The 15,341-nt window shown below is 47.5% G+C and carries 13 protein-coding genes; 10 read left to right on the top strand and 3 right to left on the bottom strand.

Annotated elements, in window-relative coordinates:
- Positions 1-257 precede the first annotated feature (257 nt).
- Entirely contained in the window at positions 258-2,513 is a 2,256-nt protein-coding gene (locus tag C1H71_RS14020) for a DNA internalization-related competence protein ComEC/Rec2 (RefSeq protein WP_130107100.1), read from the top strand.
- 284 nt (positions 2,514-2,797) lie between these two features.
- On the opposite strand, the gene C1H71_RS21530 is transcribed toward C1H71_RS14020, so the two are convergent.
- Positions 2,798-2,920 carry a hypothetical protein gene (locus C1H71_RS21530; protein WP_262488299.1) on the bottom strand — a complete coding sequence of 41 codons (123 nt, stop codon included), beginning with the start codon at positions 2,918-2,920 and terminating at the stop codon, positions 2,798-2,800.
- A 414-nt stretch (positions 2,921-3,334) separates the two neighbouring features.
- On the opposite strand from C1H71_RS21530, the gene C1H71_RS14015 reads away from it, so the two are divergent.
- The 7 genes from C1H71_RS14015 (at position 3,335) to C1H71_RS13985 (ending at position 10,378) form a co-directional block, all read left to right on the top strand.
- Positions 3,335-4,795 (top strand): catalase, encoded by a 1,461-nt coding sequence (locus C1H71_RS14015; RefSeq protein WP_130107099.1) that lies wholly within the window; start codon positions 3,335-3,337, stop codon positions 4,793-4,795.
- Positions 4,796-5,039: 244 nt separating this feature from the next.
- The gene (locus C1H71_RS14010; RefSeq protein ID WP_223145876.1) at positions 5,040-5,573 is read left to right on the top strand and encodes a cysteine hydrolase family protein; all 534 of its coding nucleotides are present in this window, start codon (positions 5,040-5,042) and stop codon (positions 5,571-5,573) included.
- Positions 5,574-5,664: 91 nt separating this feature from the next.
- Entirely contained in the window at positions 5,665-6,135 is a 471-nt protein-coding gene (locus tag C1H71_RS14005; RefSeq protein WP_130107097.1) for a hypothetical protein, read from the top strand.
- Positions 6,136-6,630: 495 nt separating this feature from the next.
- Positions 6,631-8,415, top strand: coding sequence for a DNA helicase RecQ (gene recQ, locus C1H71_RS14000; protein WP_130107096.1), 1,785 nt, complete (start codon positions 6,631-6,633; stop codon positions 8,413-8,415).
- A gap of 94 nt (positions 8,416-8,509) precedes the next feature.
- Positions 8,510-9,253 carry a substrate-binding periplasmic protein gene (locus C1H71_RS13995; protein ID WP_188053294.1) on the top strand — a complete coding sequence of 248 codons (744 nt, stop codon included), beginning with the start codon at positions 8,510-8,512 and terminating at the stop codon, positions 9,251-9,253.
- A 255-nt stretch (positions 9,254-9,508) separates the two neighbouring features.
- Positions 9,509-9,829: a DUF2845 domain-containing protein gene (locus C1H71_RS13990; protein ID WP_130107094.1), complete on the top strand. Its 321-nt coding sequence runs from the start codon at positions 9,509-9,511 to the stop codon at positions 9,827-9,829.
- Positions 9,830-9,895: 66 nt separating this feature from the next.
- The gene (locus tag C1H71_RS13985) at positions 9,896-10,378 is read left to right on the top strand and encodes a hypothetical protein (protein WP_130107093.1); all 483 of its coding nucleotides are present in this window, start codon (positions 9,896-9,898) and stop codon (positions 10,376-10,378) included.
- Between the two features lie 13 nt (positions 10,379-10,391).
- On the opposite strand, the gene C1H71_RS13980 is transcribed toward C1H71_RS13985, so the two are convergent.
- On the bottom strand, positions 10,392-11,096 hold the full coding sequence (locus tag C1H71_RS13980) for a transmembrane-type terpene cyclase (RefSeq protein WP_130107092.1): 705 nt from the start codon (positions 11,094-11,096) through the stop codon (positions 10,392-10,394).
- Complete coding sequence (locus C1H71_RS13975; protein ID WP_130107091.1) at positions 11,093-12,265, bottom strand: oxygenase MpaB family protein; 1,173 nt, start codon at positions 12,263-12,265, stop codon at positions 11,093-11,095. The genes C1H71_RS13980 and C1H71_RS13975 overlap by 4 nt, the downstream gene beginning before the upstream one ends.
- Positions 12,266-12,639: 374 nt before the next feature.
- On the opposite strand from C1H71_RS13975, the gene C1H71_RS13970 reads away from it, so the two are divergent.
- On the top strand, positions 12,640-13,194 hold the full coding sequence (locus C1H71_RS13970; protein WP_130107090.1) for a 7TMR-DISMED2 domain-containing protein: 555 nt from the start codon (positions 12,640-12,642) through the stop codon (positions 13,192-13,194).
- Entirely contained in the window at positions 13,194-15,341 is a 2,148-nt protein-coding gene (locus C1H71_RS13965; RefSeq protein WP_188053292.1) for an ATP-binding protein, read from the top strand. The genes C1H71_RS13970 and C1H71_RS13965 overlap by 1 nt, the downstream gene beginning before the upstream one ends.

Below are 15,341 nucleotides of genomic sequence, written 5' to 3'. Positions count from 1 at the left end.
TGACGTTTCATTCACGGCTGCGTTTGGCCCAGTTTTGGGGCTGAACCCAAAGGGCTGAGTCGGAAAATGGCCATTCACTGCGTGATGCTCCTCGACAATAACCAGTTATTGCCTTCGTTACATGCCTTTTGCCTGGCCGTTTTCCGGCTCAGCGCAATGGCGAATAAAACGTCAACAGCCCCTAGGGCGCTAACAATAGCCTATGCCATCAACATGGGTATTACGAGGATGACATCTTTTCCCTGCTAAGCTAAAACATGCTGACCCGTTATTTACTCCTGATCACGGGCTTTGTAAGTGGGGTATGTCTACTGCAAAGCCTAGCCTCCTTGCCTGCGCTTTGGCTCTTAATTGCCGCCGCAGTACTCTGCTTTAGCTTGCATCGTAAGCACTTTATTTTTTTATTACTGGCGGTGCTGTGCTGCGGCTTTAGCTGGGCAAATTGGCGAGCTCAGCTACGGATGGCAGATAGGCTTTCACCAGCCCTTGAACAGCAACTGATTGAGGCAGATGGCTATATTACTGATTTACCGCAAGCCACGCGCTTTGGCACGCGGTTTTTGTTTATTCCAGAATCAAGTAGCCAGCCCTTACCCAGCAAGCTGCAATTACAATGGTATGGCGCGCCAGATAAGGTAAAAGCTGGTGAGCGTTGGCATTTTTTACTGAAACTGAAGCAAGTGCACGGCCAAAGTAATCCTGGGAGTTTTGATTTAGAAAGCTGGTTTTTACAGCAAGGTATCGGCGCAACCGGCACAGTAAAGTCGGGAACCCTTTTACCCGAGCAACGCGCTTGGCTGCATCGGATACGTGCCCAGCTACGCAGCAAAATTCAACTGGCCCTACCCAGTGCGCCGTATCAAGGCGTGATGATAGCGCTTACAGTAGGCGATCAAGGCGCAATTCCACCTGAGCAATGGCAGCGCTTTGCATCCACTGGCATTACGCATTTAATTAGCATTTCTGGCTTGCATATTACTTTACTTGCTGCGATTGCTGCAGGCATCTGTAAAGCATGTTGGCGGCGTATCCCTTACCTTGCGGCACGCTTTGCCGCCCAACGGGCCGCATTACTCGCTGGCGTTATTACCGCACTCTGCTATTGCCTGCTGGCAGGGATGGCTGTGCCCACCCAACGCACACTTTTTATGCTGGCCATTGCAGCCCTCTGCCTATGGCGAGCGCAGCCCAGCGCCAGCAGCGCCATTTGGGCAGCCGCATTATGCGTCACCGTGGCGATTGATCCTTTTGCGGTATTATCGATTGGATTTTGGCTATCCTACCTCACCGTGGGTGCGCTACTTTGGGCGGGAGGACGGCAAATTGGACAAGGGCCTAAATGGAGGATCTGGATCAGCGCGCAAGCCGCAGCAACCATCGCATCAGCGCCCATCTTACTGGTAATGTTTGGGCAACTACCGCTGGTTTCCCCCTTAGCCAATGCGTTTGCGATACCTATTGTCAGTGTGCTGATTACACCGCTCGCTCTTGCTGGCTTGCTCGATCCTTTTGGCTACCTACTTTTCGCAGCCGAGCGCCTATTTGCGGGCACCGACTATCTGCTGCAATGGTGCAGTACGCTGCCCAATATTGCTTTCAATATGCCCTCCGCACTCACCCTTATCCCAGCAGGGCTTGGTGTAATGCTGTTGCTGCTGCCTCGCGGCGTACCTGGGCGGCATTTGGGGCTGATTTGCTGCCTGCCGCTGTTTATTCCTACGCCCAATCAAATCCCGCCCAATAGCTATCGGCTGACCGTGCTTGATGTGGGCCAAGGCTTGGCGGTATTGGTACAAACAGCCAAGCATCAGCTGCTATTTGATACCGGCCAGCTACCCAACGGCGAACGTGTGCTGCTGCCCGCCTTACGCAGCCAGAGCATTCGTCAGCTAGATGCACTGGTGTTATCCCATAACGATATGGATCATATTGGCGCAGCCCCGCCCTTGTTCAAAAACATCCCCATCCAAACCATCTGGCATAGTTTGCCCGACGATCATCCCCTCTTGAGCCCCCTGCAGATCCATCGGCAGCACTGCCAGCTTGGCAAAAGCTGGACTTGGGATGGCGTGCGCTTTCGCTTTATCTGGCCCGATCCGACCTACGCCGCAAGGACCGATAACGCACGCGGCTGCACGCTGCTCATCCAAAATGACCAGCATACTGCGCTGATTCCCGCCGATATTGGCATCCATGAAGAAACCGAGCTGATTAATCAGGGCTTAGGCAAGATCGATATTCTGCTGGTGCCGCACCACGGCAGTAAATCATCGTCGTCCTTAGCCTTTATTGAGACAAGCACGCCCCGCTATGCCGTTTTTTCCGCAGGCTATTTAAACCACTATGGTCACCCCAAGCCAGAAATCATCGCCCGCTATGCCGCCGCCCAAGCGATCAACTTACGCACCGATCAAGAAGGCGCACTCATTTTTGATGTGGATAAAGAAATAAAACTAAGCAGCTGGCGAAAAGCCCATCGCCATTATTGGCAACAGGCGAGTGCGGCGTTTTAGCCGCTGATACTCAAAACGAACAGGTATTTTTACTGAGAATAAGGCGTGGTAAATTTGCGCCACCATGGCGTGGGATAGCCACAGAATGGCCTGCTTTGTAGATTATTTAGCCAGAGCACTGCAATAGCCCACGCATACCGTGGGCCACGCGCCATTTACTGCAGATAAGCTGGGCTGGTGGCCAATAAATCAAGCCATTTGCCTGAAGAAACCCGATTTAATTTCTTATGTGCCCGCGCATAAAACTGCTCTGTTGCCACAGGCAGCTGCAAGTCTGGCCCGAATCAAGCGCCGTTTGACTGAGCAGCAAGCCAGCCCGCAAAATGCTGCATGCTAGGCGCACGATGCACCGGCCCATCATAGATCCAAGCCACAGACGTACAGAGCGTGGCTACATTACCCGACATCTGCACATTGCTATATCCGTTGGCGATATGATTAAAATCGAACAACAAGCCTTTAATTAATCGACGCTATAAACTTTTGGGTCCAGAGTGCCCATTGCCTCAATGGCATAGGCCACGGTTTACTGAATTTCACCGCCGGTAAATTTAGCCGTCTGCCAGCCAAAATTCTTGCCGTCTATCAGCCATCCCCGCCTTACACCCCATCTTGGTCAAAAGTGATACAGGCTTCGCGCTAGTTAATAAAATCTATCAATTGCATTTAAACAATCAATTTGTTTTAACTATTACAAAAACCCATAATCGCTTCAACAAGGAGCCACCATGAAGCAAGACACACTTGGGGAACTCTTTTGCGAACTGCTTGCCAGCCTTAGCTGGATGCAGTAATCCCAATCTCAGCAAAGGAAACACATCATGACTTCTAAAAAACTCACCACTCAGGCGGGTGCTCCCGTCAGCGACAACCAGCATGCGCTTACAGCAGGCCCACGCGGCCCGATGCTGATGCAAGATGTTTGGTATATGGAAAAGATGGCGCACTTTAATCGTGAAGTGATTCCAGAGCGCAGAATGCACGCAAAAGGCTCGGGTGCTTACGGCACATTTACTGTGACCCACGACATCAGCCAGTACAGCAAGGCCAAGATTTTTTCCGAAGTGGGTAAACAAACACCATTATTCTTACGCTTTTCAACCGTAGCGGGTGAGCGTGGTGCGGCCGATGCCGAGCGCGATATCCGTGGTTTCTCAATGAAGTTTTATACCGAAGAAGGTAATTGGGATCTGGTCGGCAATAACACACCGGTGTTCTTTTTGCGCGACCCACTGAAGTTCCCTGATCTAAACCATGTGGTGAAACGCGATCCGCGCACCAATATGTTTAATGCCAATTCGCAGTGGGATTTTTTCTCTAGCCTGCCCGAAGCCCTGCATCAAATCACCATTGTGATGAGCGATCGTGGCCTGCCTAAAAACTACCGCCAGATGCACGGCTTTGGTAGCCACACGTTTAGCCTGATTAGCAGCGATAACACACGCACTTGGGTGAAATTCCACTTTAAAAGCATGCAAGGCATCGAGAACTACAGCAATGAAGAAGCCGCAGCGGTGGTTGCCAACGACAGAGAAAGCTCGCAACGCGATTTATACAACAGCATCGAAAACGGCGATTTCCCACGTTGGAAAATGTGTGTGCAGCTAATGACCGAAGCCGAAGCGGATAACTACGCGATCAACCCCTTTGACCTGACCAAAGTCTGGCCACACGGTGATTTCCCACTGCATGAAGTCGGCGTGCTAGAGCTAAACCGCAACGCAGAAAACTACCATGCGGAAGTCGAACAATCCGCGCATAACCCAGCTAATGTGGTGCCTGGCATCAGCTTCTCTCCAGATAAAATGCTGCAAGGTCGTTTATTTGCTTACGGAGACGCGCAGCGCTACCGCCTTGGCGTGAACCACGGCCATCTGCCGGTGAACGCCCCTAAATGTCCATTTAGCAATTACCACCGTGATGGGCAAATGCAGAGCGGAAACTACGGCGGTAGCGCCTACCCAAGCTACGAGCCAAATAGCTTTGGTGGCCCAAAAGAAGACCCGAGCGCAGCCGAGCCGCCTTTGGCAATTTATGGCAGCGCAGATCGCTACAACCCGCTGCAAGATCAGCCCGATGATTACATCCAAGCCGGCGATCTATTCCGCCTGATCGGCAAAGATGCCCAGGAACGCTTGCTGGACAATATGGCCGGTGCGCTCAGCCAGGTCACCGTCAAAGAAATCCAAGTGCGCCAACTACGCCACTGTTATAAAGCCGATCCAGCTTATGGCTTGGGATTAGCGAGCCGCTTGGGGATTGATGGGGCTGAGATTAAGTAAATAGATTAGCTAAGCTGCAAATCAGCAAAAGGTCACCCTCTGGGGTGGCCTTTTTTTATGCTGATCAGGGATAGAATTTGAGTGTGTATTTTCCATACAAAAAATTGCGATAAATTTTTAAATATCGGACGAATAAAACCTTAGCTCAAGTCGCCATACTTAATTTAAAATCGCTAAAAGAAATGAATTAAAGCGATATCTCTTTCAAATTATTTTTCACCACAAGGCCCTTATGAAAACCGCAATGCTGATCATTGATGTGCAAGAAGCGCTCTGCAGCGGCGAATATGCTGCCTTTGAAGCCGTGCAAGTGATTAATCAAATTAATAGCGTGGCCCAATTAGCCCGCCAAAATAGCGTGCCGGTTATTTATATCCAGCACGAAGCCAATGATGGCCTGCTTGAATATGGCTCTGTTGGCTGGCAACTTGCCGTGGGCTTGCAAGCTCAGCCGGATGATTTATTGATCAGAAAAAGCGCCTCAGATTCATTTCACAATACCAATCTGCACACCCTGCTCAAAGACCTTGGTACCGAGCACTTAATTATTTGTGGCTTACAAAGCGAATTTTGCGTAGACACCACCGTCCGCCGCGCCCTTGCCTTAGGTTACCCTATTACGCTGATTGCTGACGGCCATTCCACCGTGGACAACGATGTGTTATCTGCAGCACAAATTTCCGCGCATCACAATGCCACACTATCAAACCTAGCCAGCTTCGGGCCGCGGGTTAAAGCGATTTTGGCTGCGCAGATCCAATTTAATTCAAAAAGCTAACGCTACATTAAATTACTCTGCACACTCAATTGCCAAATTAAGCTTCATCTTTTTGCATTCATTCCCCGACTTATTTTTGTAGGTACTGATCATGAATATCACCGATCTGCTATCAATCACAGGCTCTGTGCTATTTGCCCTTAGCGGAGGTACAGCAATTATCTTTGCACTGTTTAAATGGCTTGGGGGAGTTTGGGCGGCACGCATACTTGAAACAGAACGTCTGACTGGAGCACGCGAACAAGAGCTCCTTGTCAGACGGCGCAATGTCTACACCAAGCTATCCATATCCTTAAGGGTATTCTTAAGCGCTGCAACTCGAAACAATACAGACGATCAGAAACGTTTTCTGGAAGCTTATGATGAAGCCGCACTATGGGCACCTGATGATGTTATGAACCCCATTGGTCATCTATTAGACCTTATTAAAGCGAACTCAGCAGCCCGTGGCTCAGTTTCCGAAAATGAGTTACAAATTGCTTACTCCTCATCCATTACAGCGATGCGTAAAGACTGTGGTTTTCCTGATTCAAAATTCAACTACCGATTTGTAAGCTTCTAATAACTAAAATCCAACCATTTGCTTTTTAGTGGAAAACAAATGGCAAAGCACCATAACCACGCTCTTTGCATGGGGCTTTAAAGTCCCCTTGAAGCACGCCGAAGCGAGGAATAAGCGGATCGGGGTTTCGGAAAAGGGGTAGGGCTTGCTCCCGAGCAGCCTTTTTCGCCGAGCCGATTATCCGCAGTGAGGGGCCTTCGTGCTGGTCGGGGTCGCCTTCTTTGCTTACTTTCTTGGCGAAGCAAGAAAGTGAGTCCCAGCGGGGATACCGCACCAAAAATAACGTGCCGAAGGCACTAAAAAAACATTGCTTTTGAGCTTGATTACAAACAACAGATAAAACGCCATTTTTACTTCATGCCAAAATCTGGCAGGGCCGCACCTCGCAACATTACATACCAACCCCACGTAAATCTTCCCCCCAAACCACGCCAAGTTTTAGCTTCCCCCCGCAGAGGGGTACAATCCTGCCTTTGCTGCTTAAATCGATTCGCCATGTCCCCCCATTCAGTCCTCGAACACGTCTTTGGTTACCGCAGTTTTCGCGGTGAGCAGGAAACCATTGTCAGCCATGTGGCGGGGGGTGGGGATGCGTTGGTTTTGATGCCCACTGGCGGGGGAAAGTCGCTCTGTTATCAGATCCCCGCCTTGCTGAGAGATGGCTGCGGCGTGGTAGTGTCGCCCTTGATTGCGCTGATGCAGGATCAGGTGGATGCCTTAAAAGAGCTGGGGGTTGCGGCTGCTTATTTGAATTCGAGCCTCAATCAGGATGAGGCGCGGGAAGTAGAAAACGCGTTTATCAATGGCCAGCTCAAGATGCTGTATGTGGCGCCAGAGCGGCTAGTCACGCCGCGCTTTATGGCGCTGCTGAAACGTGCGCAGATTGGCCTGTTTGCGATTGATGAGGCGCACTGCGTATCGCAATGGGGCCATGATTTTAGGCCGGAATATCTGGCGCTGTCTCTCCTTGCCGATGAATTTCCTGGCATTCCACGCATCGCCCTCACCGCCACGGCGGATCACGCCACGCGCACCGAGATGATAGAGCGGCTGCGCTTAGAGGACGCGCAAAAGTTTGTCTCTAGCTTTGATCGGCCCAATTTGCGCTACGCCATGGTCGAGAAAAAAAATGCCCGCGATCAACTACTCACCTTTATCCGCAGAGAGCACGAGGGCGATTCGGGCATTGTGTATTGCTTAAGCCGCAAAAAGGTTGAAGACACCGCAGCATGGCTGCGAAGCAAGGAAATCAACGCCCTGCCCTACCATGCCGGGCTGGATGTGAGCGTGCGCACCAAAAATCAGCAGCAGTTTATTCGCCAAGAAGGCGTGGTGATGGTGGCGACCATTGCTTTTGGGATGGGTATCGACAAGCCCGATGTGCGCTTTGTGGCCCACCTAGATTTACCCAAGAGCATAGAAAACTATTATCAAGAAACCGGCCGTGCGGGGCGTGATGGCTTGCCTGCCAACACTTGGCTGGCTTACGGCCTGCAAGATTTAATCTTGCTCAATAGCATGATTGATAATTCCAACTCCCCCGATATGCAAAAGCTGGTGGAGCGGCGCAAGCTCGACGCCATGCTGGGCTTGGTGGAAGCCACCGCCTGCCGCCGCCAAACCTTACTGGGCTATTTTGGCGAAGACAGCCAGCCCTGCGGCAATTGCGATAATTGCATCAACCCGCCCAAGCTGGTGGAAATGACCGAGGCGGCGAGAAAAGCGCTGTCGTGCATATTCAGAACCGGCAATCGCTTCGGCGTTGGCCATTTAGTGGATATTTTGCAGGGCAAGGCCACGCCCAAAGTGAAAGAACATTTTCATGAACGCATCACTACCTTTGGCATCGGCAAAGATGTGGACGAATCCAGCTGGCGCGCCGTTTTTCGGCAGCTTTTGGCCCGTGGAGCCATCCGCTTAAATGCGTCCGGCCACGGCGGGCTGGAGCTGACCGATGCTGCTCGGCCCTTACTTAAGGGCGAAACACCGCTGTTTTTGCGCGAACGCACCGAGAAATTTAATTACAAGGGTGAAAAAGGCAGTGACTTTAGTAATGACGCCGACCAAACTCTGTGGCAAGCGCTGCGCCGCCTACGTAAAGAACTAGCTGACGAGCAAAATGTACCGGCTTATGTCATTTTTGGCGATGTCACGCTTAAAGAGATGGTGCGGCTACGCCCTGGCGATCATTATGAAATGTCCCGCGTTTCCGGTATCGGCGATCGAAAACTAGAAAAATATGGCAATGATTTTTTAGAAGTCATTGCGGCGCATCATTAAGCATGCCCTCCATCAAGCCAATAAGAATATTTAATAGTAATGTGGCTCTGCACAACTAAAATAAAACAAGAGCCATAGTATGCAAAGGGTAAAAATGAGCCTCAGAATAAGCCACTATTTATCAGGCTTGGCCATTGTACTATTTAACTCAAGCATAGCGGCCGATCTACACGCCTACACCGAGGATTTGCCACCACTTAATTATTTGCAGCAGGGCCAACTACAAGGCTACAGCGTAGAACTACTACAAATAATCGCTCATAACGCAGGTATTAACATTGATATTGAGGTGCTACCTTGGGCTAGAGCGGTTGCCACTGCCGATGTGGATCCAAACAGCATTTTATTTACCGTAGCCCGCACGCCGGCAAGAGAAGAGCAATACCAATGGTTAGGTCCAATTAGCAAGCGCCGCATTGTATTAATTAAACTGGCTAATCGTGGTCATATTCAGGCTAAAACAGTAGAAGATACAAAAAAATATACGGTAAGTGCAGTGCGTGACTCCGCATCGGCTAAAAAACTACAGCAACTTGGCTTTATCCTCGGAAAATCGCTTGATCTATCACCCAATGATGCCATTAGCTTTAAAAAGCTCATTAAACAGCGCACCGATATTATTGCTATTTTAGACTGGGGCGCGGCATGGCAAGCCCGCGAGCAAGGCCTGAAATATACTCAATTAAGCACCCTGGTCGTACTCGATGACGATCTTGATTATTACTTTGCTTTAAATAAAAAAATTAACCCCCTACTGTTTGCTAGGTTAAAAGCGGCATTAGCTCAAGTAGAAAAAACTGGTAAAATAGAGCAACTTCGACATAAATATTTTAATTAAAAGATGATGCTGCTCATTACGCTGTAAAATCTACAAATATCTCCTCACACATCGCTTTAAGTAAGCTCCCACGCACGAAACAGCTATCATCTTTACCTTAAACATGGCAAGAAAAGTAAAACCAATATGCCATTGATTTAATTAGGGTATATTTCAGCTTATAAGCAAACCAACACACCCCTACTAGCGATAAAAGCTGGTCGTATCTAAACGCGATACAACTGGCATATTTTTGCCACACTCAATGGAATTCATATGAAATATCTCCTCTTACTCTGCTTTTTTGCCAGCATGGCTGCCCAAGCAGACTCAATGCGCTGTGGCCAACAGCTTGTTAGCGACGGAGATCCTATTTTTACAGCAGAAGCCAAATGTGGCGCGCCCATGGATAAACGCGAATACAGCATGCCTGTCAGCTATATCAATAGCAAAGGCGATAAAAAAGTAGATCCCAGCAAAGCCCCCATCTTTCATCAAGAATGGACTTACAACTTTGGCCCCGATCGGCTGATGATGAAAATCAAAGCCATCGACAATAAAATCACCACGATCGAAACGCTAGGCTATGGGCATTAATGGCATACTAGCCTGTAGCCGTGTAATTATCGGTAAACGGCGACAACTCCACTAATAAGGAACAACATGTTTCCTCATTCACTTGCAGAACTCGATGCTTTAAAAAACGATTGCAAAGCGATGGTAAATAAACGTGCAGGGCTTTCTGCGGTGGCGGCAGTGATCCCCATTCCAGGGGCCGATATTGGCGCAGATATGACCTTACTATTGGAAATGCTTCCCGCCATTAATCAAAAATTTGGCTTAAGCCCCGCTCAAATTGCTTCGCTAGATCCGCAGCTTAAAAAAATTGTATTAATTGGTATTACTAGCATTGGCAGTCAACTCATTGGCCAAGTCATTACCAAGCCTATCATTTTACAAATATTAAGCCGACTTGGAGCACGCGTTGCAAGCAAATCAGTGGCTAAATTTATCCCTATCTTAGGGCAGGCTTTGGCCGCTGGTATTAGTTTTGGCGCAATGAAATTAGTTGGAAATGCCCACGTTGATGATTGCTATAAAGTGGCAAAACAAGCCTTATTGGCTACGCAGAAAATCAGCAAATAACCTAGCAATCTGCCTAGGTTAATTTAGCCTGCTTGCGCAATTGCCAAACATAGCCGCAATACGCCACATCCAGAATGGTTGAAGAGGCGGCCAAAACCAAAATAAACACATCTGCGGGATTGTGAAGATACATATAAATAGAAATCAACCCTGTACCCAAAGTGCGCAGCCACGCAATGCTCCAAGCATAACCCACCGCACTTGGCTGCTGAATAAGTAATATCATACAAAGCAAGCTGATAATAAATTGGCAAATATAGGCAGACCTTGCTCCGGTTGGGGTATCAATCCCAGCAAGTGTCATACTCCAATAAACCAAGATAAAAAATACTACACTGGTCCAAACTATTTTTTGATAATGCTGCTTGAATATCTCATTAGTAAATTGACCAAAGCCCAGCTGCAATACCTGCCAAAATATAAACAAATCAAAAATTAACCAAGCACGGTACGTCCAAACTAAAAACGCCCCCATATCGGTACGTAATAAAACACCCCACACAAATTCCCACGCCAAATTACTTGCTGCAGCAATCACTGCCATTTCTACCGCACGATGCTGTTTGGCCTGTAGCAAAATTAGCGCATAGGCCACCACCCAAAGCAGGCAACCTACCGCAAACAAACCCAATTGCAGCGGGGTATAAAAACTACCATCCACACTCACGGTATTAAACCACGCGTCTGGATTATTAATTGCGCCACCAAATAAAATCATACTTTGCTCGAAACCAAATCTGCAGCAACACCGCTTGGAACATGCAACTGCTCAGGAATTTGAAAAGGGGTGCCAGGATTTGGCCCCGCCCAATGCTTTTGTAATGCATCCATAAAATACTCGCCATATTCCTGCATAAAGCTTTCAGCAGTGTGCGAGCTATTGGCTAAGCGGCTTTTCAAGCGAAATATAAATCGCAGTAAATCAACAGCCCAGCCCCAAGCGTTATGCTTTTTTAAACCTAGATAGCCAGCATTACGGCGACCTAGTAGCGTAGCCATTAGTTCTGGCACTAGTCCTGCAGCAAGATCTGGAAGATTCGCTTGCAAGAAAGCGACGTGAGCTTTAGTTAGCATCGCACCCGCTTCAGAAGCACCAAAATTACGCCGCTCTAGCGCTTTCCAAACCTCGCGCGCCTCAGTTAAGTTGCTTGGCATGGCTTCGGGCATAATGCCTAAGGCTGTACCAATCACTTTCCATAAATAAAGCTGATCCTCTTCTTGCTGCTTGCTTACCTTAACCCCTAATTGGCGCAAACCTTCAATCGCCTGCTGGGAGAATGCGAGCATGGTGCCAATTAACTCTTCTTGGTTAATTGGCATTCCCCAGTCTGCATGCCAGTTATACGATGAGCTGCGTCGTTTAGCACGTGCAAAGTGGCGCACCGCCGCGTGCATTAAGCGAATCTTACGAATCGTTAATAAACCCTTGCCACCTTCTGCAAGGCTATTAGGCTCGGCCACATTTAAAATAAAACGCAGTGTTTCAGACGCTCTACGTTCAAAATGTCCCGTTAATTGCCCCGTTGCGGCCAAAACCTGTGCCCCGCCTACTTTGCCCGCATATAGCACAGGTAAAGAGCGGCACATCAAGCTAATCCCAAATGGAATACCGTAAGTAATAAAAAATTGCTGCGCTCGCTCAATGCGCAGCATATCGGTATCACTTTCTAGCTTGGACGTTGCTTCCAAATAATCATGTAATTTGAGTGGCATATCGCTAGGCCATGCGATATTCGTATCCATTTGAGCTAAAATATGATTAGCCTTACTAATATTGCCGCTCAGGATGAGGTCGCGCATACATTGATCCGCTAAGGGATCTGCGCTCATTTTAAGCTGATCTAGCGTGGCATCTGACCAAATAGGGGAATAGATTTTTCGATTCACAGATTTATTCTTGTGCTAAGGCAAGTGAGCGATCCCTTGATGGGCAAGCCACTCATTAATATTAGTTTCACTGATTGAGCCACTAGTTGAAAAAGAAATGAATGACTTAAGGCGAAACGCAAAAGTTATTCTGGCGTGCCTATACAAGTAAAACTTAAGCAGGTCACTAGCTTATGGATTATTTAAGTTTAATATACATATATTAGCGCAAATAATTACTCAATTGTTATTTTATGTTACTTAAACAGAAAGTTTGTTACTAGGAAAATAAAATAATCGAGCCGACCTTCACTAAGAATGATCCTGTGCCTACGCTGACACTCCAATATTTTCTCAATATTTTATCTCTAAGCAGATGCATTTTTTGCTTTTGCTTGCTGATAGCTTGCCCCAGCCATGCACTTATCGTCAATAGTCAATTGCCAGGTATACAACTCGAGCAAGAGCTAAAAATTTGGCAAGACCCAAGCCGAGAAATGGGTGTAAATGAAGTAGCAGCTCAACGTGATTTAGGCCATTTTCTAGCACAAAAAAACGCGCGGCACTCACTGGGCTATTCAAAAAATGCCGTATGGTTTTCCTTTGTGTTGAATAACCCCAGCTCAGCAGATCTTTTTAATTACGTGGAATACACCGAAGCCCATATTGGCAGTGTCAAGCTCTATACCCGCCAAGTAGGCGGCAACTGGCAAGAGCAGAATTTTAGCGTGGCTCAAAGCGCTAACAACCGACCTTTTGCTACGATTAGGCCCGTATTTTTACAAAAAATCCCAGCCCAATCCCAAGTTGAAGTCCTGATGCGCGCTATTTATAGCGATCATGAAGTCATGGCCGGCCCTATTATTGCTGATGTGCGTATCTGGGGCGAGCAAGCCTTTATCCAAGCCAATAATCTAGAAATGCTGTTGTGGGGGGCATGGCGGGGATAATGCTTTTAGTCGCGTTTGCCGCATTAGCCGTTTTTTCAGCATCAAAAGATAAAACATTTCTATTTTATGGATTAAAACTTTTAACTCTTTTTCTTTCTCATTTAAGCGCCATCGGACTACTGCCTTTATTTCTATGGCAGGGCCAATATAGCTTGACCCATTTATATGTATTAAGTGGGCTTTATTATGTTTGCGCAGCTCAGTTTGTTCGGCAATATTTAAAAACAGCGCAAATCACCCCAAGGCTAGATATCGCATTAAAAGGCATTATTGTCTGTGGAGCAATAAGCACACTGAGTGCCTTATTGGGCTTTACTCAATTTACCTTACTCGCTTTAGAAATTGGTGGCGCGGGCTTTATGCTGCATATTGTAGCTAGCCTCTACGCAGTGCGATATAGGGTTTCTGGTGCAAAACTCTTTGCCTTAGCTTGGACTATTTATACAGTTTCAATTACCGTAACCTGGGGTTTACGTGGCTCTGCCATGATCGACCACACCCCACTTACTTACCGATTTAATTCCGTGGGTATTGTGATTGAGATTTTATTATTCAGCGCAGCTATGGCACTGCGCGTTGCCGAGATTAATCGGCAAAAAGAGCACTTAGAAACGGTTTATCGCCAGCAACTCGAAAAAGAAGCTTCAGAATTAGAAGCACTGGTAATGCAACGAACATTAGAGCTAGATTTGGCACGGCTCGATGCCGAGGCAGCCAGCTTAGCCAAGAGCAATTTCTTAGCCCATGTAAGTCACGAAATTCGCACTCCGCTCACCTCTATTTTGGGCTATGTAGATCGATTAAAACATGATAAATCTTTAAATTCCATGCAAATGCAAAGCTTGGCACGTATTGCAGATAGCGGTGATTATTTATTAAGTCTGATTGGTAATGTGCTTAATGTAAGCCGTTTAGAAGTTGGTTTAGCTGAATTAGATGAAAGCCATATCTCAATTGAAGTATTAATTCGCCAACTTAATGCCCTATTTGATGAGCAAGCAAACGTTAAAAACATTGCATTAAAGGTTCATTCTGATGTTCAAGGGGAGTTTTTATTAGATACCGGAAAACTCAGGCAGATTCTCGTTAATCTGTTAGGCAATGCCATTAAATTTACTGAAGTAGGCTTAGTGCAATTGAATATCAGCTTGCAACAAACCGAAAAAAAATGCTGGCTAATTGCAGAAGTCAGCGATACCGGCCCTGGGATCGCTGATGCCGATTGCCAAAAAATATTTGCCCCTTTCGAACAAACGCTACAAGGCAAACGCGCCGGCGGTGCAGGCCTTGGCTTATCCATTAGCAAGGATTTTGCCCTGCTTATGGGGGGAAATTTGCATGTAGAAAGTACGCTTGGGAAAGGCGCAAACTTTACCCTCTGTGTACCGGTTAAAATCAAACCTGCCTCAAGCCGCCAAGCTACTTTTGCAAGTACTAACAACTCTCGGCTAGATGGCTTGCATATTTTAATTGCCGAAGATCAAGACATTAACCGCGAGCTGCTACATGATTTACTGATCAGCATTGGGGCAAAAATAACGGCAGTTGAAGATGGGTTATCGGCGCTCAACGCATGGCGTAGCAATAGCTCTATCGATATCCTTTTGTTGGATTACCATATGCCGCTTATGAATGGCATGCAAGTCTCACGCAGCCTTCGTGCGCTAGGCTTTAAAGGCAAAATATTGCTGCTTAGCGCTGGCCACCCCCCTCAAGCAGATACGCTGCAAGCCGCTGGGATAGATCAGTGGATAGAGAAGCCTTTCCATAGAGAAACGCTATTTATAGCCTTACGCGATCAAGCAAGTTTGCCTACGTTGCCAAGCACGGCACCAGAAATTCTTGATTTAGAAGGAACCGCTCAAGCACTTGCTTACTCATTAGAAAAGTGTGTAAGTATCGCGCAAAAAGGCTTAAATAGAATCACTCAGCTATTAGAAACGATGCAAAAAGAAAGCAACCTAGAAAACAAGAGCCGTCATGCACACAGCGCGAGGGGAATTGCAGGGCAAATTGGTGCGCATCAGCTTAGCACCAGCCTAAGCCTATTAGAAATTCAGCCTGATAATCAGCAATTACATATTCAAGCCACCGCCTGTACACAAGCAGCCTTTATCGCACTACAAGCGTGGCGGGACAAACTCTAA

It is taken from the genome of Iodobacter fluviatilis, from assembly GCF_004194535.1.
GTDB classification, from domain to species: domain Bacteria; phylum Pseudomonadota; class Gammaproteobacteria; order Burkholderiales; family Chitinibacteraceae; genus Iodobacter; species Iodobacter fluviatilis_A.
Note: the sequence above shows the minus strand (reverse complement) of the source record. Positions and strands in the feature narration are given on the sequence as shown.